The sequence below is a fragment of the Nocardioides sp. genome (assembly GCF_041600255.1).
Lineage (GTDB): Bacteria > Actinomycetota > Actinomycetes > Propionibacteriales > Nocardioidaceae > Nocardioides.
The window spans coordinates 1-19,306 of record NZ_JBFIKK010000058.1 but is presented as its reverse complement, the minus strand read 5'-3'; the positions used below and the strand labels follow the sequence as shown (position 1 = coordinate 19,306).

Genomic DNA, 19,306 nt, shown 5'->3' with positions numbered 1-19,306 from the left:
CCCCGCGCCCACATGCCCCGCGGCCAGTCGGCCCCCGCCACCGAGGCCTCGCGGTTCGCGCCCGTGCTCCAGCGCTCGCCGTCGGCCGGTGCGACCTCGATGGGCTCGCGATTCACCGTCGCGCCCCCGCGGGTCAGCATCCGGCCGGCGCCCGGCCCGACGCCCGGTCCAGGGACCGCGCCCGGCTCGCCGCCGGTCCCGGCCTCGGGCCGGCGAGACACGCCGGGAGCTGCTGCACCCGCGACCGCTGCCGGTGGCTCCCAACCCGGCGCGGGGTCGCTCGTGGAGCGCACCGCGCACCTCTTCGACACCACGGTGGACTCCGTCGTACGTCGTTCCCACAACCCCGGAGGGAGTGCCCCGATGAACCAGATCCAGCGCTGGGAGACCGGGGGCTCACCCGCGTCCGCCCCGCGCCACGGCGACCCCGACACGATCCGGCGTCACAGATCGCCGCTGGCGAACGACGACGTCGAGGACGTCGACAGCGTCGATGATCGCGACCTGGCCGCCTCCCTGTCGCCGGCGGCGATGGACGCCTTCGTCGAGGCTGTGGTCGACCGGATCGAACGGCGGGTCGTCGACGAGCTCGAGCGCCGTGGTGGCCGCCCCAACTGGAGGAGTTTCTGATGGCCGAGCTGGAGAAGGCGTTCCTCAAGATCGAGGGCAAGGGCGACATCCCCTGCCTCTACAACCCGGAGACCCTGAGCCTGGGGCGGCGCAACGAGTGGACGTCGAACCCGATGCCCGGCAAGGGCGTACCCACCCTGAGGTACGGCGGTGCACGCTCGGGCTGGATGCGGCTCGACCTGATGTTCGACACCACGAACGACGGCACCCCGGTCACCGCGTACACCGGGAAGCTCCTCTCGCTGATGGAGATCGACCCGTCGCTGCCGGGGACGGACGAGACGACCAACAACGCCCGGCCGCCGACCGTCGCCTTCCACTGGGGCGACCTGCACTCCTTCACGGCCGTGGTCCAGGACCTCAGCCTGACCTTCACCTACTTCTCCTCGACCGGGGTGCCGTTGCGCGCGCAGGTGCACCTCGAGCTGCGTCAGTACGAGCGCTCGCACGCCTACGGCCCCCAGAACCCCACGTCGGGCACCCCCAAGCCCAATCGGGTGCACCGGGTGCAGCCGGGGGAGACGCTCGACCGGATCAGCGCCCGCTACTACGGCGACTCCACCCGCTGGCGGCTGCTCGCCTCTGCCAATGCCCTCGAGGACCCCCTGGCCGTGCGCCCGGGTGCCCTGCTCACGATCCCGCGGTTGGAGGGCTGATGCCGCAGCCACCGACGACCCCGCCGGAGTCGCCCACGATCAAGGTCAACGGCGCACCGTTGGCGCAGCGCTGGCTCGACCTGCTGACCGCGGCGCGGGTGGACCGATCCGTGTGCCTGGTGGGCAGAGCGACTTTGCGCTTCCTGGACACCGGCTTCGAACTCTCCGCCTCCGACGTCTTCGCGCTCGGCAGCGAGGTCGTCATCGGCGCCGGCCCGGACTCACCACCGCTCTTCCGGGGCACCGTGACTGCCGTCAGCCTCGAGCAGGAGCACTACGCCAGCGAGCTCGTGGTCAGCGTCGACGACGCGGCCGTCAAGCTGGTCCACCACTACGCGACCACCGCCCACAAGAACATGACGTACTCCGACGTGATCTCCAAGCTCGCCGCCGAGGCCGGACTGTCGGTGCAGGGCACCGACGAGCTGGGGGGGCCTGCTCACGACTACCTGCTGCAGACCGGCTCCGGTCTGGACTACCTCAACTCCATCACCCAGCGGTGCGGAGTGGTCTGGTGGGTGGACGATCGCGGCTGGCTCATGCTCGAGAAGGGGAGCAGGCGACCTGCACCGGTCGTGAAGCTGGACCTGGGCACGACGCTGCTGAGCTTCGCCGTGCGGGCCACGTCGTCCGGCCCCGGCAAGGTGGAGGTCTCCGGTTGGGACGGGCTGGAGCAGGAGCGGCTGAGGCACTCCGGCGTCGTCCCGAAGGGCCGCGACGAGTCGGAGTTCGTGCACCAGGCCAACGGGCGGAGCAAGTCGCTGGGCACGGGCACGGCGCTGGTCGCGGCGCCCACCCCCCTCGACGTCCAGGAGGCGAAGACTCTGGCCGAGGCCCTGCGGGGCGAGGTGTCCAAGGCAGCCGTCACGGCGCGAGGCACCTGCCAGGGCACCGGCCTGATCACGCCCATGTCGGTGGTCGAGGTGGCGGAGGTCGGCCCTGCCTCCGGGAAGTACCTGGTGACCCGGGTCGAGCACGTCTACACGCCCAACGGCTTCCGCACCCACTTCACCTCGGGGCCGCTCCGGCCCGCCGGCATGGTCGACCTGCTGGGGGGCTCGGCCGCACCGGACGCTCTGCAGGGTGTCTACCCGGCGGTGGTGACCGACGTGAGCGACCCCGAGAACCTCGGCCGGCTCAAGGTCCAGTTCACGACGCTGGCGGGCGAGGTCGAGTCCGGCTGGGCCCGGATCGTCACCCTGGGCGCCGGCAAGGAGCGCGGAGTGGTCTTCCAGCCGGAGGTCGAGGACGAGGTGCTCGTGGCCTTCGAGCAGGGCGACTCTCGGCGACCGTTGGTGCTGGGGGGCCTGTTCAGCAAGGCGAACGCACTGCCTGCCGGCAAGTTCGCGGAGGAGGGCAAGCGACAGATCGCGTCCCGTCGGATCGCGTCCCGCAACGGGTACTTCCTGGAGTTCTCCGACGGTGACTCCCCGGGCGAGCAGCACGTGCAGCTCGCCCTCGACGACGGCACCCGGCTCCGGATCGGCATGGACCGGATCGACCTCGAGATCTCGAACAAGCCGATCCTGGTCTCGAACGGCGGCGCCAAGTTCGAGCTCACCCAGAGTGGTGACGTCGTGCTCGAGGGCAACAACGTGACGATCAAGGCGAAACAGAACCTCACCCTCGAGGGCGCCGTGAACGCCAAGCTCAAGGCGGGGGTCGCCGCGGACATCGAGGGCGCACAGGTCAGTGTCAAGGGCCAGGCGACGACGGCCGTCGAGGCCACCGGCACCCTCACCCTCAAGGGCGGAATGGTGATGATCAACTGATGTCCGAGATGTCCACCAACCGCGGGGACCCGGCCGCGGCAGACGCCACCTTCGTCGGGCGCGGCTTCGGCTGGCCGCTCGGGGTCGACCACACCGGCTCGATGCGCCTCTCCGAGGGGGTCGCCGACCTGGATCGTTCGCTCGAGATCGTGCTGATGACGGCGCCGGGGGAACGGTTGATGCGCCCCCAGTTCGGCTGCCGGATCTGGGAGCTGATGTTCGAGCCGGTCACCGCCAACCTGCTCGGTCAGATCGCCGAGGCGGTGCGTGACGCGCTGGCCCAGTGGGAGCCCCGGATCGAGGTCATCGACGTACGCCCGGTCCCCGACGCCACGAACGCCTCCCTCATCCACGTGGAGATCGACTACCGCGTGCGGGCCACCAACGACCGGCGCAACCTGGTCCACCCTTTCTACGTGATCCCCCACGACTCGGAACCGGGAGCCTGAGATGCCACTGCCCACCCCTGCCCTCGACGATCGCACCTTCCAGGACATCGTCGACGAGGCCAAGCGTCTGATCCCGCAGTACTGCCCGGAGTGGACCAATCACAACGTCTCCGACCCCGGGGTCGCGCTGATCGAGCTCTTCGCCTGGATGAGCGAGATGGTGCTCTACCGGGTCAATCAGGTCCCGGAGCGGTTGTACGTGCACTTCCTCAACATGGTCGGGATCCAGCCCTTCCCGCCCGCGGTGGCCCGTACCGACCTCACCTTCTGGCTCTCCGCCGTGCTGGAGTCCGAGGTGGTGGTGCCGGCGAACACCGAGGTGATGACCACGGTCGGGGCCAGCGCGCAGTCCGAGGCGGTGGTCTTCAGCACGCTCGACGACCTCGTGATCGGCCCGCCGACCCTCGAGGCCGCGATGACGACCACCCAGGCGGGGACCCACGCCGTGGACGTGTGGGACGACCTGCGCTTCGACCCCCAGGGGGCGCGCTGTTTCGCCTCGACCGAGCTGACACCGGGCGACTCGTTCTGCCTGGGCTTCCGGCAGAGCCTCGCCGGCATGGTGCTGCAGCTGTCGATCGAGGCCCAGGCGGAGGGGATCGGCGTCGACCCGACCCGGCCGCCGCTGGTCTGGGAGGTCTGGAACGGTGAGGGCTGGATCCCGGCCGGGGTGCACTCCGACTCCACCGGCGGCCTCAACCGTGCCGGTGACATCGTGCTGCTGATCCCGGTCGAGCACAGCCCGGTCGCCGTGGGCAACCAGTCGGCGTACTGGTTGCGGGCGCGGCTGCTCGCCCCCGCCGAGGGGCAACCCAGCTACAAGGCCTCGCCCCGGGTCAGGTCGATCGAGGTGGCCGCCCTCGGCGGCACCGTCCGCGCCGAGCACGCGGTCCGGCTCCACGGCGAGACGCTGGGCCGCAGTGACGGCTCGCCCGGGCAGAGCTTCGCGGTGTCCCGGTTCCCCGTGCTGCCGCGCCGCGACGGGGAGGAGGTGCGCGTCGTCGAGGGGGACCAGGTGACCACCTGGCGTGAGGTCGAGGACTTCTCGGGCTCCTCCGAGACCGATCGCACCTATGTCTGGGACAGCGGCACCGGAGTGGTCCACTTCGGGCCTCGGGTGCGCTACCCCGACGGCTCGATCCGCCAGCACGGTGCGATCCCCCGCGACGGGGCGCGGATCGAGGTCTCCGGCTACCGCCACGGTGGCGGACGCCGGGGCAACGTCGGCGCCCGCACGCTGACCCTGCTGCGCACCACGGTCCCGTTCGTGAACGGCGTCATCAACCTCGCCCCGGCCCGTGGGGGAGTCGACGCCGAGTCCGTGGCGGAGGCCAAGGTGCGCGGACCGCTGACCCTGCGGACCGGTCAGCGGGCGGTCACCGCCGGCGACTACGAACGGCTCACGCTCGAGTCGTCGATCGAGGTGGCCCGGGCGCGCTGCCAGCCGGCCGGGCGCGGCAACGGTGCGGTCAAGCTGCTGGTCGTGCCGCACGTGCGCGGGGACGTGGCCGGCCACCGGATCGACGACTACGCGATCTCCAACGACCTGCTGACCACGATCTCCACCGAGCTCGACGAGCACCGCGTGGTGGGGACGGCGGTGGAGGTCGGGACGCCGTACTACCAGGGCGTCTCGGTCGTCGCCCTGGTGCACAGCTCGCCGGGGCGCCCCCCGGGGCTGGTGCGTCAACGCGCCACCGACGCCCTCAACCGCTACATCAACCCCCTGGTCGGCGGCCCGGATGGGATCGGCTGGCCGTTCGACGGCGACCTCAACGTCGCCGTCATCACCCAGCTGCTCGAGGCGGTCGAAGGGATCGAGCGGGTCGAGGAGGCGCTGCTCTACGAGTACGACCTCCGCACAGCGCGGCGGCTCGGCTCGGCCAAGGACGTGATCCGGCTCGACCGGCAGTCGCTCTTCCTCTCCGCCGTGCACCAGGTGGTGGTCCGATGAACGCCCTGGCCCGCGGCGCCGACCAGCTGCCCGACGTACGACGCGCCAAGCGCGCGGACGACTGGATGATCAACCAGCTGCCGCTGAGCATGCTGTCGCACGACTTCTTCGTGCGCTACGTGCGGATCTTCCAGACGCTCGGCTCGACCCTGCTCGAGGACGCTGACAACATCGAGCACGTCGTCGACCTCAGCATCGCGCCACCCGAGCTGGTGCGCTGGCTGGGCTCCTGGATCGGGGTGGACAGCCTCGACGAGTCGATGCCCGACGCGCTCCGGCGGCGGATCGTCGGCAGTGCGGCCAGCACGCTGACCTGGCGCGGGACCACCCGCGGGCTGCGCAGCTACCTGGAGCTGATCAGCGGCAGCGAGGTGGAGGTCGAGGAGGGCGGCGGGATCTGGCGGGACTCCGAGGCGCCCGAGGACACCGCCTGGGTGGTGATGCGGGTGGCGTCGACCGGGCTGCTGGAGCTGGCAGCGTTCGTCGACACCGTCCGCGACGAGGTGCCCGCGCACGTTCGCGCCGAGCTGTACGTCGCGGACGAGTGTGTGTGGAGATCGGGGGAGGAGCAGGGATGAGCGACACGATGTCCGGCAAGCACCTGAAGGCCGACGGTACGGCCGGGCCCGCCGAGCCCGCCGAGCCCGGCGTGGGGGCCCAGGTGTCCGGTGAGGCCCAGGAGTCGGCCCGGCTCGAGCAGCCCGGTCCGGACGACGACACCTCGGGCGCACCCACCCCCACCACGGCGACCCCGGTGAACGAGGCGGCGTCCCAGCCCGAGCGGGTGGTCTGCCCGGAGTGCGGGGCCGTCGCGATGGTCAGCCTGAACCGCCGCCAGTCGGCCGACTTCTGCGCCCGCTGCGACTACCCGTTGTTCTGGACGCCGACCGAGATCGTCCGGGGAGAGGGCGACCTCGACGACATGGCGCTGCGCCGGCTGCCCGGCACCGTGGGGCGGGTCTCGGTCGCCTCGGCCGCCTGTCCGCACTGTGCCGAGGCCAACCAGATCTCGGCCGAGGTCTGTGTCCGGTGCGGGGGGCCGATGACGGTCGAGCCGACCGTGGCCGCACCGGTGGTGGCCCCGCCCCCGGCTCCCGAGGAGCCCGCCGTGCTGGCGCCGATGCCGGCGTGGATGTGGGCCACGATCGGTCTGGTGCTCGCGCTGCTGGTCTGGTTGATCCTCTACCTGATCGGGCGGTGACCGGGCTCCGCGCCGGTCCGGCCCGGGCTCAGATCCTGCGGGAGCTGAGGATCCGGTCGACCTCGATCCGGATCGCCACCCGCGACGGGTTCTCCCGGGGCTGGCGGTAGCGGGCGGCGTACTGCTCGACCGCCCGGGCCACGCTCGCCGGGTCGTCGAGCACGGTGGCGGTGCCCTCGAGGGTGGACCAGCGGGCGCCGTCGACCTGGCAGGCCGCGACCCTTCCGCCCACCCCGGTGGCCGTGCGGTGCTCGGTCAGGTTGCGCGCCTTGCGCGAGGTCGGCGAGGTGATCACCCAGGCGCACTGCTGCTCCAGGTCGAGGGCCACCCCCACCGGCACCACGTGCGGGCGTCCGTCGCTGCGCAGCGTGGTCAGCGTGCACAGGTGGCGTTCGCGCCAGAAGGCGGCCAGGTCGGAGGGGAGGTCCTGCCAGTCGGCCTGCCATGAGCTCATGCGTCATCGTGGCACGGGCGGCCAACGCGTTGGTCGTTCCGACTACCGTCGAGGCATGGCCCCGATCCCGCTGCCTCGCTCCGTCGCCCTGGGGGTGGACCGTCTGCTCGACCGGACGGTGGCGCCCGGCTACACCCGGATCGGCCCGGCCATCCGGCGTCGGCTGCCCACCTGGCCGGACGACCCGGAGCCGGATGCCCTGGCCGGCTCGGTGGTCGCGGTCACCGGCGCCACCTCCGGGCTCGGGCTGGCCACCGCCCTCGGGGTGGCCCGGCTCGGCGCCCAGGTCCGGCTGGTCGTGCGCGACGTGGCGAAGGGCGAGGAGGTACGGCGCGACCTGGTCGCCCAGGTGCCGGGCGCCGAGATCCACGTGGATCGTTGCGACGTGGCCGACCTCGACGACGTACGACGCTTCGTGGCCGAGCTGCCCGTCGAGCACCTCGACGTCCTGGTGCACAACGCCGGCTCGATGCCGTCCACGCGCACCGAGTCGGCGCAGGGCCACGAGCTGACCATGTCGCTGCACGTGCTGGGCCCGGTGCTGATGACCGAGCTGCTCCGAGCCCGGCTGACGGATGCCCGGGTGGTGATGGTGACCTCGGGCGGCATGTACAGCCAGCGACTGCGCGACGACGACCCCGAGTACCTGAAGGGCAGCTATGCGCCGACCACGGCGTACGCCCGGAGCAAGCGCGCCCAGATCGAGCTGCTGCCGGTGCTCCAGGGGCGCTGGGCAGGGCAGGGCATCACCGTCCACGCCACCCACCCCGGCTGGGCCGACACCCCCGGCGTGGTGGACTCGCTGCCGACCTTCCACCGGCTCACCGGCCCCCTGCTGCGCGACGCCGAGGGCGGCGCCGAGACCACGGTGTGGCTCAGTGCCACCCAGCCCACGCCGACCGGCGGACAGCTCTGGCACGACCGACGACCACGGCCCACCCACCTGCTCGGAAGGACTCGGACCGGGGACCGGGAGCGCGAGCGGCTGTGGGCCTGGGTCAGCGACCAGCTCGGCCTCGACTGAGCCCGGCGCAGGGCGGGAATTCCCTCGTTCGACCCGAATTGCGAGGCCGGCGAGCCTAGTCTGGACAGCCCCCCTGACCTGACCCCGGAGGTCTCGTGCTCTCGCTCCCCGCTGCCCGCGCGCTCGTCGCACCGCTGCTGCTCTCCCTGGCCGCAGCACTCACCGTCGTGCCGTTCTCGACCGCGACCGCGACCGCGACCGCAGCCGCAGCCGCAGCCGCCGGCGACGCGGACCCGGCACCGGAGCCGATCGAGCTGCGCGTCGGCACCTTCAACATCCGCTCAGGTGTGAGCCTGTCCGGCTTCCTCTCGGCGGCGGACGCCTTCAAGCCGCAGGTCGACGTGGCCGGTCTGCAGGAGATCGGTGCCAACGCGAAGAACAAGCGCCTGATCGCGGACCGCGACTGGGGCTACTACCGGCCGCCGGCGCTCCAGCAGAACCCGGTCATCTGGCGCCGCGACCTCTTCGACTTCGACTCCGCCCGGGGCTTTCTGTTGGCCAAGGCGATGAACATCGGCAACGAGCACGGTGGGGGCAAGGACGCCAAGCGCGCCTCCTGGGCGACGATCGTGCGCCTGGTCCACCGCGACAGCGGCCAGCGCATCTCCGTGATCAACCTGCACCTCGTGCACGGTGCCGTGAAGGCCGGTCGGCCGTGGCCCGGTCGCCCGAAGCTCTACAAGCTCTACCGCACGCAGGTCAACGGCGCGGTGCGCGCGGTGCGCAGCGAACGGCGCCGAGCCGACCGCAGCGACCGGATCTTCCTGCTCGGTGACTTCAACGTCGGCTACGAGGCGGACGCGAAGCGCCGGCTCAAGGCGCTGCCGCTGCGCAAGTTCCGTCGCGCCGGGCTGACCTCGATGTGGCAGGGGAGCCCCGACCTCGACCTGCCCTACGGCACCCACAACGACGCCCTGATCGACCAGGTGTTCGCCGAGGGGCGGCCGCAGAGCACCCGGATCGCCAACGAGATCACGGAGTCCGACCACTTCCCCGCCCTGGCCAGCTACCTGCTGCCGGTCAAGGACGGGTGGGCGCCGACGACGGGCACGGTCGGCTTCAAGGAGCTGACCGCCAGCACCGAGGAGAAGTGGGACAACGGCAAGCCGAGGATGGTCTTCGAGCTGACCGGCGACCTGTCGCACGGGTACGTGCGCCTGCGCATCGCGGGCGGTACGGCGACCGAGGGCAACGACTACGAGCTGGACGACCACGAGCTGCACGACAACGACTTCTCCCGCAACCGGGTGGTGATCACCGTCCAGCCGAACGACGGGGCCGAGCCGGACGAGACGATCGAGCTCGAGCTGGTCGACCCGGTCAACACCGTGATCGACCCGGACCGCGCACGCGCGGTCGGCACCATCCTCGCCAACCGGCGCTGAGGGCGACCGGCCGGCTCAGATCCAGCGTTCGAACCAGATCCTGGCCAGCCACTCCGCGTGGGTCAGCAGGCCGTTGGTCCAGATCGGCCAGAACCACGCGAAGTTGAACAGCGTCAGCACGAAGAACGACCCGGCCACCACCACTCCGGTGGTCCGTCGGCGCGACGGTTGGCGTGAGGGCCCGATCAGCACGCCCATCGTCAGGGTCACGGCCAGCACCAGGAACGGCAGCGTGAGGATCGCGTAGAACGAGAAGATCGGCCGGTCGTCGTACAGCAGCCAGGGCAGCCAGGTGACGCCGGCGCCGGTCGCCGCCATCCCGAAACGCCAGTCGCGGGCGCCCACCCAGCGGACCAGCGCGAAGCCCAGCGCGAGGACGCCGCCCCACCACAGCACCGGGGTGCCCAGCAGCAGCACCTGGCGCAGGCAGTCGCTGCCCGGCGGTGCGTCACACCCGCGGGTGCCCGGCTCGATGTCGACATCGGCGGCCACCCCGACCGGGCGGTTCAGCAGCAGCCAACCGGACGGCTTCGAGGCGTAGGTGTGCTCGCTGTCGTTGAGGAAGTGGGCGTGGAACCGGTAGACGTCGCGGTGGTAGGCGGCCAGGGATCGCAGGGACTGGGTGACCTCGGCCAGCCCCTCGGCGTCCGGCTCGTCGCGGGTCGACCAGTTCTCGCCTCCCTCGTAGTGGGTGTACTGGGTGGCGGAGAGGTGGTGCTCGTACTCCGCGGCGTGGACCAGCCAGCCGGTCCAGGAGGCGACGTAGACCATGAACGCCACCACGACCAGGTGCACGAAGGCCGTCAGCCCGTCGATCGGTGCGGACCTCAGCATGGACCAGCGGACCCCGAGCGAACGCCGGGCCCCGGCGCTCCAGATCCAGGCGAGCAGACCGAAGAGGGCCAGCGGGTAGAGCGCGACCCACTTCGTGCCGACCGCGAGACCGAAGCAGACCCCGCCGAGGAGCAGCCACGGTCGCAGCAGCACACCCCGGACCGGCCCCCAGGTCGCGCTGCCGCGTCCGGCGGCGACCTGTCGAGCCAGTCGCGCGCGGAACCAGTCGCGGTCGGCCACCACACAGGCGACGCCGCAGAGCATGAAGAACGCCACGAAGATGTCGAGCAGGGCGAGCCGGGAGAGGACCAGGTGCAGGCCGTCGAGGCTCAGCAGCAGGCCGGCGACGCAGCCGAGCATCGTGGACCCGGTCAGGCGGCGGGCCAGGCGGCACATCACGACCACCATCAGCGAGCCGACGACGGCGGCCGAGATCCGCCAGCCGAAGGGGTCCATGCCGAAGGCCATCTCGCCGAGTGCGATCAGCCACTTGCCCACCTCGGGGTGGACGATCATCGACGGACCGTCCTTCCAGAGGTCGGTCGTGACGCCGTCGAGGATGCGGTCGTTGGCGGTCGTGTAGTACTCGCGGACGTAGCCGAAGTTCGCCAGCGACCAGGCGTCCTTGGCGTAGTAGGTCTCGTCGAAGGCGAAGAGCTTCGGCGTGCCGAGGTTCCACAGCCGCAGCAGGAAGGCGAAGAGCCCCACGCCGATGGCAGCGGACCACGAGACCACCGGGTCCTCGAGCCCGTGGCGCCCGACGACGTGCTCCTGCGCGGAGGTCGGGGCGGCGGTCACGCTCGCAGACTCTACGTGCCCCACCGAGCCGGGATCGCCGATAAGCCAGCGCCGGGACCGGGGCGAATTTAGAATGGTCGGGTCAAGGTCTCCGCGGCGCCACCGCCCGGAGTGCTGCCCCCCGGCTCGACCAGACGCTTCCGGAGATGTCGTGATCACACGTGCTCGCCGCATGGCTCTCGGACTTCTCGCCCTGCCCCTTGCGCTCCCCCTGCTGGGGACGTCCGCGCTGCCGACGGCGGCCGCCTCGGAGGAGGACGAGGCCACCTGGGCGGTCCCGGTGCGGGTCGCCACCTACAACTTCCAGGGCAAGCGTCCGCTGAAGAAGTTCAAGCCGGCGGTGGACAAGCTGATGGAGCGCGTCGAGGTCGCGGGTCTCCAGGAGACCCGGCAGGCGGATCGGATCAAGCACCTCGACAGGGCGCCCCAGTGGGGCGTCTACCGCCCCGGCGACACCAACCCCAACCCGGTGATCTGGGACAAGCGCGTCTTCCAGTTCGTCCAGGGTCGCGGGTTCCTGCTGGCCCACGGTCGCAACATCGGCAACGAGCGCGAGGCCGGTCGCGGCGTCTACCACGACACCTACGCCACCGTCGTCCGCCTGCGGCACCTCTCCACCGGGGCGAACTTCTCGGTGATCAACGTCCACCTCGTGGCCGGTGCGGTCCGCAAGGGCCGGCCGTGGCCGGGACGTCCCAAGCTCTTCCGGATGTACCGCCAGCAGTTGGCCAGCGTGGTCAAGGTGGAGCGGATCGAGAGCGAGTGGGGCAAGGTCTTCGTCCTCGGCGACCTGAACGTCGGCTACCGGATCGACCGAGCCACCCAACGCAGGGGCCTGCCCTACCAGCGGCTCACCCGCCGGGGGCTGACCTCGATGTGGCGCGACCACGACCTCAGCACGGGCGGGACCCGGAACCGGTCCTACATCGACCAGATCTGGTCCGACCGGGCGGCGACCTCGGCCGAGGTGGCCCGCGACATCCGCGGCTCCGACCACCTGCCCGCGATCGCCACGTACACCTACGACCTGATCCCGCTCACCCTGGCCGCTCCCTGAGGGGACTGCGCGCAGTGGTCGCGGGACTGTCATGATCGGGCGGTGACTTCTTCGTCCGGCGTGCTGGTCCTGGCCGCGACCCCCATCGGTCGGGTCGCCGACGCCCCCCCGCGCCTGGCCGAGGAGCTCGCCACCGCCGACGTGGTCGCGGCCGAGGACACCCGTCGCCTCAAGCGTCTCACCGGCGACCTGGGCGTCACGGTCTCCGGCCGGATCGTCTCCTACTTCGAGGGCAACGAGAGCGCCCGCACGCCCCTGCTCGTCGAGGCCCTGCTGGCCGGCGAGCGGGTCCTGCTCGTCACCGACGCCGGGATGCCGAGCGTCTCGGACCCCGGCTACCGCCTGGTCGTCGCCGCCGTCGCGGCGGACGTCCACGTCACGGCCGTGCCCGGTCCCTCCGCGGTGCTCACCGCCCTGGCCGTCTCGGGGCTGCCGGTGGACCGGTTCTGCTTCGAGGGGTTCCTGCCGCGCAAACCGGGCGAGCGGTCGCGTCGACTCGTCTCGCTGGCGAAGGAGGAGCGGACGATGGTCTTCTTCGAGGCGCCGCACCGCACCGAGGCGGCCCTGGCGAGCATGCGCGACGTGTTCGGCCCGGACCGGCCCGGTGCCGTCTGCCGCGAGCTCACCAAGACCCACGAAGAGGTACGCCGCGGGCCGCTCGCCGACCTCGTCGACTGGGCCGCGGAGGGCGTGCGCGGTGAGGTGACGATCGTCGTGGCCGGAGCCCCGGCCGGGCCGGACCTGGCCGACGACCCGGCCAGCCTGCTGGCCGCCGTGGCCGAACGGGAGGCCGCCGGGGTGCCGCGCAAGGAGGCCATCGTGGAGGTGGCCAAGCGCGCCGGGATCCCCAAGCGCGAGGTCTACAACCTGGTGCACGGCTCATGAGCGCCCCCGACCGGACCGCCCGGGCCGAGGAGTCGTCGCGCGAGCGGATCACGTCGTACAGGCGCGGGCCGTGGAGCTTCGACGTGCTCGACGAGGGCCCGCTCGACGGCACCCCGGTACTGCTGCTGCACGGGTTCCCCGAGCGGGCCAGCGCCTGGCGCGACGTCGCTCCGGTCCTGCACGCCGCGGGGCTGCGGACCTTCGCGCCCGACCAGCGGGGGTACTCGCCCGGCGCCCGGCCGACCCGCCGCCGCGACTACGCGATGGAGGAGCTGACCGCGGACGCCGTCGCCCTGATCGAGGAGATCGGCGGCCCGGTGCACGTGGTCGGCCACGACTGGGGCGCGATGATCGGCTGGCTGCTCGGTGCGCACCACGCCGACAAGGTGCGCACCCTGACCGCCGCCTCCGTGCCGCACCCGCAGGCGTTCGTGCGCGCTCTGGTGACCTCGCGACAGGCGCTGACGTCCTGGTACATGGCGATGTTCCAGCTCCGCGGACTCCCCGAGCGCGGTGCCCGGGAGGCCGGCGGCGCCTTCGACAAGGCGATGCTCGGCGGCGGGATGACGGCCGACGAGGTGACCCGCTTCCGCACCGAGATCGTCGCGTACGGCGCCCTGCCCGGCGCCCTGGGCTGGTACCGCGGCATGCCGTTCGCCGGCCGTGCCTTCCTCGCCCGGCACACCACGGTGCCCACCACCTACCTGTGGGGCGACGCCGACTCCGGGGTCGGCCGGGCAGCCGCCCACGCCTGCATCCGGTACGTCGACGGCCCCTACACCTTCGATGTCATCCGGGGTGGCTCCCACTGGGTGCCCACCCAGCATGCCGATCGCTGCAGCGCGGCGATCCTGTCCAGGATCGAGGCCTCCGACTCGTGACCGACCGCCCCACCCGCGCCCGATCCGCCACCGACGAGACCAGCGGCTCCCGCCGCGATCGTCAGCTCCCGCCGGCACCCGAGCCGCTGCCACACCCCGTGGTCGACAACCACTGCCACCTCGACATCGCCGACGGCGACGACTGGTTCAGCACCGAGGAGGCGCTACGGGCGGCGCGCGAGGTCGGCGTCGCCCGGATCGTGCAGATCGGCTGCGACCTGCCGGGTGCCCGCTGGGCGGTCGAGGCCGCCGCGACGTACGACGCGCTCGTGGCCGGCGTCGCCCTGCACCCCAACGAGGCGCCCCGCCAGGCCGCGGCGGGCACGCTCGACGAGGCGATGGCCGAGATCGAGCGGCTCGCCGGGGCGCACGACAAGGTGCGGGCGGTGGGGGAGACCGGGCTCGACCACTTCCGTACCGGCGAGGAGGGGCGGTCCGCGCAGGTGGAGTCCTTCCGCCGCCACATCGACCTGGCCAAACGGCTAGACAAGACCCTGGTGATCCACGACCGCGACGCCCACGAGGAGGTGCTCGCCGTCCTCGACGAGGAGGGCGCCCCGGATCGGTGGGTGATGCACTGCTTCTCCGGGGACGCCGACTTCGCCCGCCGCTGCCTGGACCGTGGCGCGCACCTGAGCTTCGCCGGAACGGTCACCTTCAAGAACGCCCAGCACCTGCGCGACGCACTCCTGGTGACGCCGCGCGACCGGGTGCTCGTGGAGACCGATGCGCCGTTCCTGACCCCGACGCCGTACCGCGGCCGCCCGAACGCGTCGTACCTGGTCCCGGTGACGATGCGGTTCATGGCGCAGGTGCGCGGCGACGACCTGGCCGAGCTGTGCGCGGCGGTGGACGCCAACACCGAGACCGCCTTCGGAGGCGCCTGGTGACCCTCCCCGAGCCTGCCTGAGCCCGGCCTGTGCCCCGACTGTGCCCCGCCTGAGCCCCGAGACGCTGGTCACGTTCCCCGCCTGAGGGGGTCTCCGAGGAGTTGGACCCCTCGTCGATGATCGTTATCGTCTTGTGACTGATGGCCGGGATCGGGATCGATCTGACCAGTGCAGGCGGCAGTGCCCCATCGCGTGGCTGCCCCGCGAACCATCTGTGTGTGCGCCGTTCACCCCCCAGGTGAGCCGGGTGCGCCACACCGCGCTGGCACCCGAGAACCGGAGATGACGACGTTCGGAGAATCGTGCCCAGCAATGGACACTCCACCCTCGCCCGCCTGACCACCCGCTTCACCTTCAGCCGCCCCGCACTGGTCGCCCTCGCGACCGTGGTGGCCCTCGCCGTCGCCGGTACGACGTACGGCTACGCCTCGCTCAACAAGTCGGTGACCCTGTCCCTGGACGGGGAGGCCCAGCAGGTCAACGCCCTGGGCAGCACCGTCGGCGACGTGCTCTCCTCGGAGGGCATCGACGTCGGCGAGCACGACATCGTCGCTCCCTCCGTCGACGAGCCGGTCTCCGACGGGGACCGGATCTCGGTGCGGTTCGGCCGTCCGCTGGAGCTCAGCGTCGACGGCTCGACCGCCACGTACTGGGTCACCGCCACCTCCGTGCAGGATGCTCTCGGCGAGATCGGGCGCACCTTCTCGGGCGCCGAGCTCTCCACCAGCCGTGGCGGCACCATCGACCGGGCGGGACTGGCCCTCGAGGTCGTCACGCCCAAGAAGCTGACCGTGGTGATCGGCGACCGCAAGCCGGTCAAGCGCACGCTCACCGCGCTGACCGTGGAGGACGCCCTTGATGAGCTCGGGGTCAAGGTCGGCAAGCGGGACCGGATGAAGCCGGGCCGCAACCACGAGCTCAGCGACGGCGACAAGATCGTCTTCACCGACATCCGCGTGGTCACCAAGCGGGTCAAGGGGGAGGCTGTCGCGTTCGACGTCGTCGAGCGGCCGGACAGCTCGCGCTACGTCGGCGACGACGCCGTGGTCCAGGTCGGGCAGAACGGGTCGCGCAACGTGACCTACCGCCTGACCTACCGCAACGGCGAGCTGGTCGTCCGCAAGGTGCTGCGTCAGCAGCAGCTCTCCGCCCCGGTCGCGCAGATCGTGGAGGTCGGCACCAAGCAGGCCGCCCCGAACTACGCCAGCGGCAGCTCGGTGTGGGACCGCCTGGCTCAGTGCGAGTCCGGCGGCAACTGGGCGATCAACACCGGCAACGGCTACTACGGCGGGCTGCAGTTCAACCTCAGCACCTGGCGTTCGTACGGCGGAGCCGGCATGCCGCACCAGAACAGCCGCGAGGAGCAGATCCGGGTCGCCACCCGGCTCCGCGACGCGCGGGGCGGGTACGGCGCCTGGCCGGGCTGCGCGAGCAAGCTCGGATTGCCGCGCTGATCCCACCCGCCACTACGCTGGCATCCATGTCTGACACCTCCGCCGGCCCGAGGCTCCTCGGGCCGGCGGACGTGCGTCGGCTCGCGGACGAGCTCGACCTGCGTCCCAGCAAGCAGCGCGGCCAGAACTTCGTCATCGACGCCAACACCGTGCGCCGGATCGTGCGCGAGGCGCACGTGAGCGCCGACGACGTGGTGATCGAGGTCGGTCCCGGGCTGGGCTCGCTCACCCTGGCGCTGCTCGAGGTCGCCCGGCGCGTGGTCGCCGTCGAGGTGGACGAGCGGCTCGCGACCCGGCTGCCCGCCACGATCGCCGAGCACGCGCCCGCGCACGCCGACCGGTTCGAGGTCGTGCTGGGCGATGCGATGCGGATCGACGCGATCCCCGGACCGCCTCCGACCGCGCTCGTGGCCAACCTGCCCTACAACGTCTCGGTGCCCGTGCTGCTGCACATGCTGACCCTGCTGCCGTCGCTGGAGCGGGGCCTGGTGATGGTGCAGGCCGAGGTCGCCGACCGGCTCGCGGCCCCCCCGGGCTCCAAGGTGTACGGCGTTCCCTCGGTCAAGGCCGCCTGGTTCGCCGACCTGCGTCGCGCCGGAGCGATCGGCCGCAACGTCTTCTGGCCCGCGCCGAACGTCGACTCCGGGCTGGTCGCCTGGACCCGGTGCGACCCGCCGGCCACCACCGCCACCCGTCAGCAGGTCTTCGCCGTCGTCGACGCCGCGTTCGCCCACCGCCGTAAGGCGCTGCGGGGGGCGCTGCGCGAGCTGGCCGGCTCCGCCGAGGCGGCCACCGCGGCGCTGGAGCACGCCGGGGTCGACCCGATGGCCCGGGGCGAGTCCCTGGACGTGCACGCCTTCGCCCGGATCGCCGAGGGGCTGCCCCGATGAGCCTCGCCAAGCGACTGCCGAGCTGGTCGAGCACGGTGCGCGCGCCCGCCAAGATCAACCTGCACCTGGGGGTCGGGGCCCCTCGTCCGGACGGTTTCCACCCGCTGCTCACCGTCTACCAGGCCGTCGGCCTCTACGACGACCTGACCGCGGCCGATGCCGACGAGTGGGCGCTGAGCGTGGCGGCCGCGGACTACATCGACCCCGCGCACGTACCCGTCGACGGCGAGAACATCGTCGACCGGGCCGCCGACCTGCTCGCCTCCCACCACGGGCTGGCGCGGCTCGCGGACGTCCGGATCACCAAGGCGATCCCCGTCGCGGGCGGGCTGGCGGGTGGCTCGGCCGACGCAGCCGCCTCGCTGGTCGCCCTCGACCGGCTCTGGCGCGCCGGCACCACCGACGAGGACCTGCTGGCGATCGCGGCGGTGCTGGGCAGCGACGTACCGTTCGCGCTGGTCGGCGGGACGGCCCTCGGCACCGGCCGCGGCGAGATCGTCACCCCGGTCGTCGACGACGGCACCTGGTGGTGGGTGATCGTGCCGTCCAGCACCGGCCTGTCCACGCCGGCGGTCTACCGGCACTTCGACGAGCTCTTCCCCGACGCGTCCCCGACGCCGCCGGCGGCCGACGACCTGCTCGCCGCCCTCGCCTCACGTGACCCGTCACTTCTGGCTGCTGCCCTGCACAACGACCTCCAGCCGGCGGCCTTCGACCTGCGCCCCGACCTCGAGCGGCTGATCGCCCGCGGCGAGGCCGCGGGTGCGCTGCGCGGCATGGTGACCGGCTCCGGACCCACCTGCGTCTTCCTGTGCAGCAGCGCCGACCACGCCCGCGAGGTCGCGGCCGAGCTCGGCCGGACCCAGGAGTCGTCCCCGGACCCATCCGGCGTCCCATCCCAGGACTCATCCCAGGGCGGGGCCGGGCAGCAGCCCGTCGTCCTCGTCGCCAACGGCCCCGTCGCGGGCGCACATGTCGTGGAGTATGCGTAGTGGCCAACCTTCTCAACCTCGAGCGTGTCTCCAAGGCGTACGGCATCCGTCCGCTGCTCATCGACGTCTCCCTCGGGATCGGCGCGGGGGAGCGGATCGGCATCGTCGGTCGCAACGGGGACGGCAAGACCACCCTGCTGAAGGTGATGACCGGTCAGGAGGCGCCCGACTCCGGTCGGGTCTCGATGACCCGCGGCGTCCACGTCGGCTACCTGCACCAGGGCGACGAGCTGGTCGACACCCACAGCGTGCGCGAGGCCGTCCTCGGCGGTCGCGACGACCACGAGTGGGCGGCCGACTTCAAGATGCGCGAGGTCGTCGAGGAGCTGCTCGCCGGCGTCGAGCTGGACCGGCCGGTGCTCGGACTCTCCGGTGGCGAGCGGCGTCGCTGCTCCCTGGCCGCCCTGCTGCTCGGCGACCACGACCTGATCGTGCTCGACGAGCCCACCAACCACCTCGACGTCGAGGCGGTCGCCTGGCTGGCGCAGCACCTGAAGCAGCGGTCCTCGGCGATGGTCGTGGTCACCCACGACCGGTGGTTCCTGGACGAGGTCTGCCAGTGGACGTGGGAGGTGCACGACGGGGTCGTGGACGCCTACGAGGGTGGCTACGCGTCATACGTCCTGGCCAAGGCGGAGCGTTCGCGTCAGGCCTCGGCGTCGGAGGCCCGGCGGCAGAACCTCGCCAAGAAGGAGCTGGCCTGGCTGCGCCGCGGCGCGCCGGCCCGGACCGCGAAGCCGAAGTTCCGGATCGAGGCGGCCAACGCGCTGATCGAGGACGTACCGCCGCCGCGCGACCGGATGGAGCTGCAGAAGTTCGCCACCCAGCGGCTCGGCAAGGACGTCATCGACGTGGAGCACGTCGACCTGAAGCGGGGGGAGCGCACTCTGCTCACCGACGCCACCTGGCGCCTCGGCCCCGGCGACCGGGTCGGGCTGGTCGGGGTGAACGGCGCCGGCAAGACCTCGGTGCTCTCGCTGCTGGCCGGTGACCTGGCGCCGTCGGCGGGGAAGGTCAAGCACGGTCGGACGATCGCGATGCGGCACCTCACCCAGCAGCTCGACGAGCTGGACCCGATGGCGCGGGTGCTGCCGATGGTG

At 72.0% G+C, this 19,306-nt stretch carries 20 protein-coding genes; 17 read left to right on the top strand and 3 right to left on the bottom strand.

What is annotated here, in order from left to right; genetic code table 11:
• A partial coding sequence (locus ABZE72_RS08820; RefSeq protein WP_372728649.1) for a hypothetical protein occupies window positions 1–221 on the bottom strand: 221 nt, incomplete at its 3' end.
• 61 nt (window positions 222–282) lie between these two features.
• Here ABZE72_RS08820 and ABZE72_RS08815 point away from each other — a divergent pair.
• Genes ABZE72_RS08815 through ABZE72_RS08785 form a run of 7 tightly spaced genes read left to right on the top strand, consistent with a single transcriptional unit; the run spans window position 283 to window position 6,662 of the window.
• Window positions 283–630 (top strand): hypothetical protein, encoded by a 348-nt coding sequence (locus tag ABZE72_RS08815; RefSeq protein WP_372728648.1) that lies wholly within the window; start codon window positions 283–285, stop codon window positions 628–630.
• Window positions 630–1,286, top strand: a complete 657-nt coding sequence (locus tag ABZE72_RS08810; RefSeq protein ID WP_372728647.1) for a LysM peptidoglycan-binding domain-containing protein — start codon at window positions 630–632, stop codon at window positions 1,284–1,286. Before ABZE72_RS08815 ends, ABZE72_RS08810 begins: the two co-directional genes overlap by 1 nt.
• Entirely contained in the window at window positions 1,286–3,058 is a 1,773-nt protein-coding gene (locus tag ABZE72_RS08805) for a phage baseplate assembly protein V (RefSeq protein ID WP_372728646.1), read from the top strand. Before ABZE72_RS08810 ends, ABZE72_RS08805 begins: the two co-directional genes overlap by 1 nt.
• On the top strand, window positions 3,058–3,507 hold the full coding sequence (locus tag ABZE72_RS08800; RefSeq protein WP_372728645.1) for a GPW/gp25 family protein: 450 nt from the start codon (window positions 3,058–3,060) through the stop codon (window positions 3,505–3,507). The genes ABZE72_RS08805 and ABZE72_RS08800 overlap by 1 nt, the downstream gene beginning before the upstream one ends.
• Before the next feature lies 1 nt (window position 3,508).
• Entirely contained in the window at window positions 3,509–5,461 is a 1,953-nt protein-coding gene (locus ABZE72_RS08795) for a putative baseplate assembly protein (RefSeq protein WP_372728644.1), read from the top strand.
• A complete protein-coding gene (locus tag ABZE72_RS08790; RefSeq protein ID WP_372728643.1) occupies window positions 5,458–6,039 on the top strand; it encodes a phage tail protein in 582 nt (193 codons plus the stop codon). The genes ABZE72_RS08795 and ABZE72_RS08790 overlap by 4 nt, the downstream gene beginning before the upstream one ends.
• Window positions 6,036–6,662 (top strand): hypothetical protein, encoded by a 627-nt coding sequence (locus ABZE72_RS08785; RefSeq protein WP_372728642.1) that lies wholly within the window; start codon window positions 6,036–6,038, stop codon window positions 6,660–6,662. Before ABZE72_RS08790 ends, ABZE72_RS08785 begins: the two co-directional genes overlap by 4 nt.
• Window positions 6,663–6,690: 28 nt before the next feature.
• Here ABZE72_RS08785 and ABZE72_RS08780 read toward each other — a convergent pair whose 3' ends face one another.
• The gene (locus ABZE72_RS08780) at window positions 6,691–7,116 is read right to left on the bottom strand and encodes a pyridoxamine 5'-phosphate oxidase family protein (RefSeq protein ID WP_372728641.1); all 426 of its coding nucleotides are present in this window, start codon (window positions 7,114–7,116) and stop codon (window positions 6,691–6,693) included.
• Between the two features lie 55 nt (window positions 7,117–7,171).
• Here ABZE72_RS08780 and ABZE72_RS08775 point away from each other — a divergent pair, with 55 nt between their 5' ends.
• Together ABZE72_RS08775 and ABZE72_RS08770 are read left to right on the top strand one after the other, a co-directional pair.
• Complete coding sequence (locus ABZE72_RS08775) at window positions 7,172–8,140, top strand: SDR family NAD(P)-dependent oxidoreductase (protein ID WP_372728640.1); 969 nt, start codon at window positions 7,172–7,174, stop codon at window positions 8,138–8,140.
• A gap of 95 nt (window positions 8,141–8,235) precedes the next feature.
• A complete protein-coding gene (locus tag ABZE72_RS08770) occupies window positions 8,236–9,525 on the top strand; it encodes an endonuclease/exonuclease/phosphatase family protein (RefSeq protein ID WP_372728639.1) in 1,290 nt (429 codons plus the stop codon).
• Between the two features lie 15 nt (window positions 9,526–9,540).
• Here the strand turns inward: ABZE72_RS08770 and ABZE72_RS08765 are convergent, their stop codons facing one another.
• Window positions 9,541–11,157 (bottom strand): dolichyl-phosphate-mannose--protein mannosyltransferase, encoded by a 1,617-nt coding sequence (locus ABZE72_RS08765; protein WP_372728638.1) that lies wholly within the window; start codon window positions 11,155–11,157, stop codon window positions 9,541–9,543.
• 172 nt (window positions 11,158–11,329) lie between these two features.
• Between ABZE72_RS08765 and ABZE72_RS08760 the strand changes: the two genes are divergently transcribed.
• The 8 genes from ABZE72_RS08760 to ABZE72_RS08725 all read left to right on the top strand — a co-directional run.
• Window positions 11,330–12,214, top strand: a complete 885-nt coding sequence (locus ABZE72_RS08760; RefSeq protein ID WP_372728637.1) for an endonuclease/exonuclease/phosphatase family protein — start codon at window positions 11,330–11,332, stop codon at window positions 12,212–12,214.
• Between the two features lie 42 nt (window positions 12,215–12,256).
• Window positions 12,257–13,099: a 16S rRNA (cytidine(1402)-2'-O)-methyltransferase gene (gene rsmI, locus ABZE72_RS08755; RefSeq protein WP_372728636.1), complete on the top strand. Its 843-nt coding sequence runs from the start codon at window positions 12,257–12,259 to the stop codon at window positions 13,097–13,099.
• On the top strand, window positions 13,096–13,980 hold the full coding sequence (locus ABZE72_RS08750) for an alpha/beta fold hydrolase (protein ID WP_372728635.1): 885 nt from the start codon (window positions 13,096–13,098) through the stop codon (window positions 13,978–13,980). Before rsmI ends, ABZE72_RS08750 begins: the two co-directional genes overlap by 4 nt.
• Entirely contained in the window at window positions 13,977–14,870 is an 894-nt protein-coding gene (locus tag ABZE72_RS08745; protein WP_372728634.1) for a TatD family hydrolase, read from the top strand. The genes ABZE72_RS08750 and ABZE72_RS08745 overlap by 4 nt, the downstream gene beginning before the upstream one ends.
• Window positions 14,871–15,172: 302 nt before the next feature.
• Window positions 15,173–16,324, top strand: coding sequence for a transglycosylase family protein (locus ABZE72_RS08740; RefSeq protein ID WP_372728633.1), 1,152 nt, complete (start codon window positions 15,173–15,175; stop codon window positions 16,322–16,324).
• A gap of 26 nt (window positions 16,325–16,350) precedes the next feature.
• Window positions 16,351–17,214, top strand: coding sequence for a 16S rRNA (adenine(1518)-N(6)/adenine(1519)-N(6))-dimethyltransferase RsmA (gene rsmA / locus ABZE72_RS08735; RefSeq protein WP_372728632.1), 864 nt, complete (start codon window positions 16,351–16,353; stop codon window positions 17,212–17,214).
• Window positions 17,211–18,206, top strand: coding sequence for a 4-(cytidine 5'-diphospho)-2-C-methyl-D-erythritol kinase (locus ABZE72_RS08730; protein WP_372728631.1), 996 nt, complete (start codon window positions 17,211–17,213; stop codon window positions 18,204–18,206). The genes rsmA and ABZE72_RS08730 overlap by 4 nt, the downstream gene beginning before the upstream one ends.
• On the top strand, window positions 18,206–19,306 hold a 1,101-nt coding region (locus ABZE72_RS08725), incomplete at its 3' end, for an ABC-F family ATP-binding cassette domain-containing protein (protein ID WP_372728630.1). The genes ABZE72_RS08730 and ABZE72_RS08725, both read left to right, overlap by 1 nt.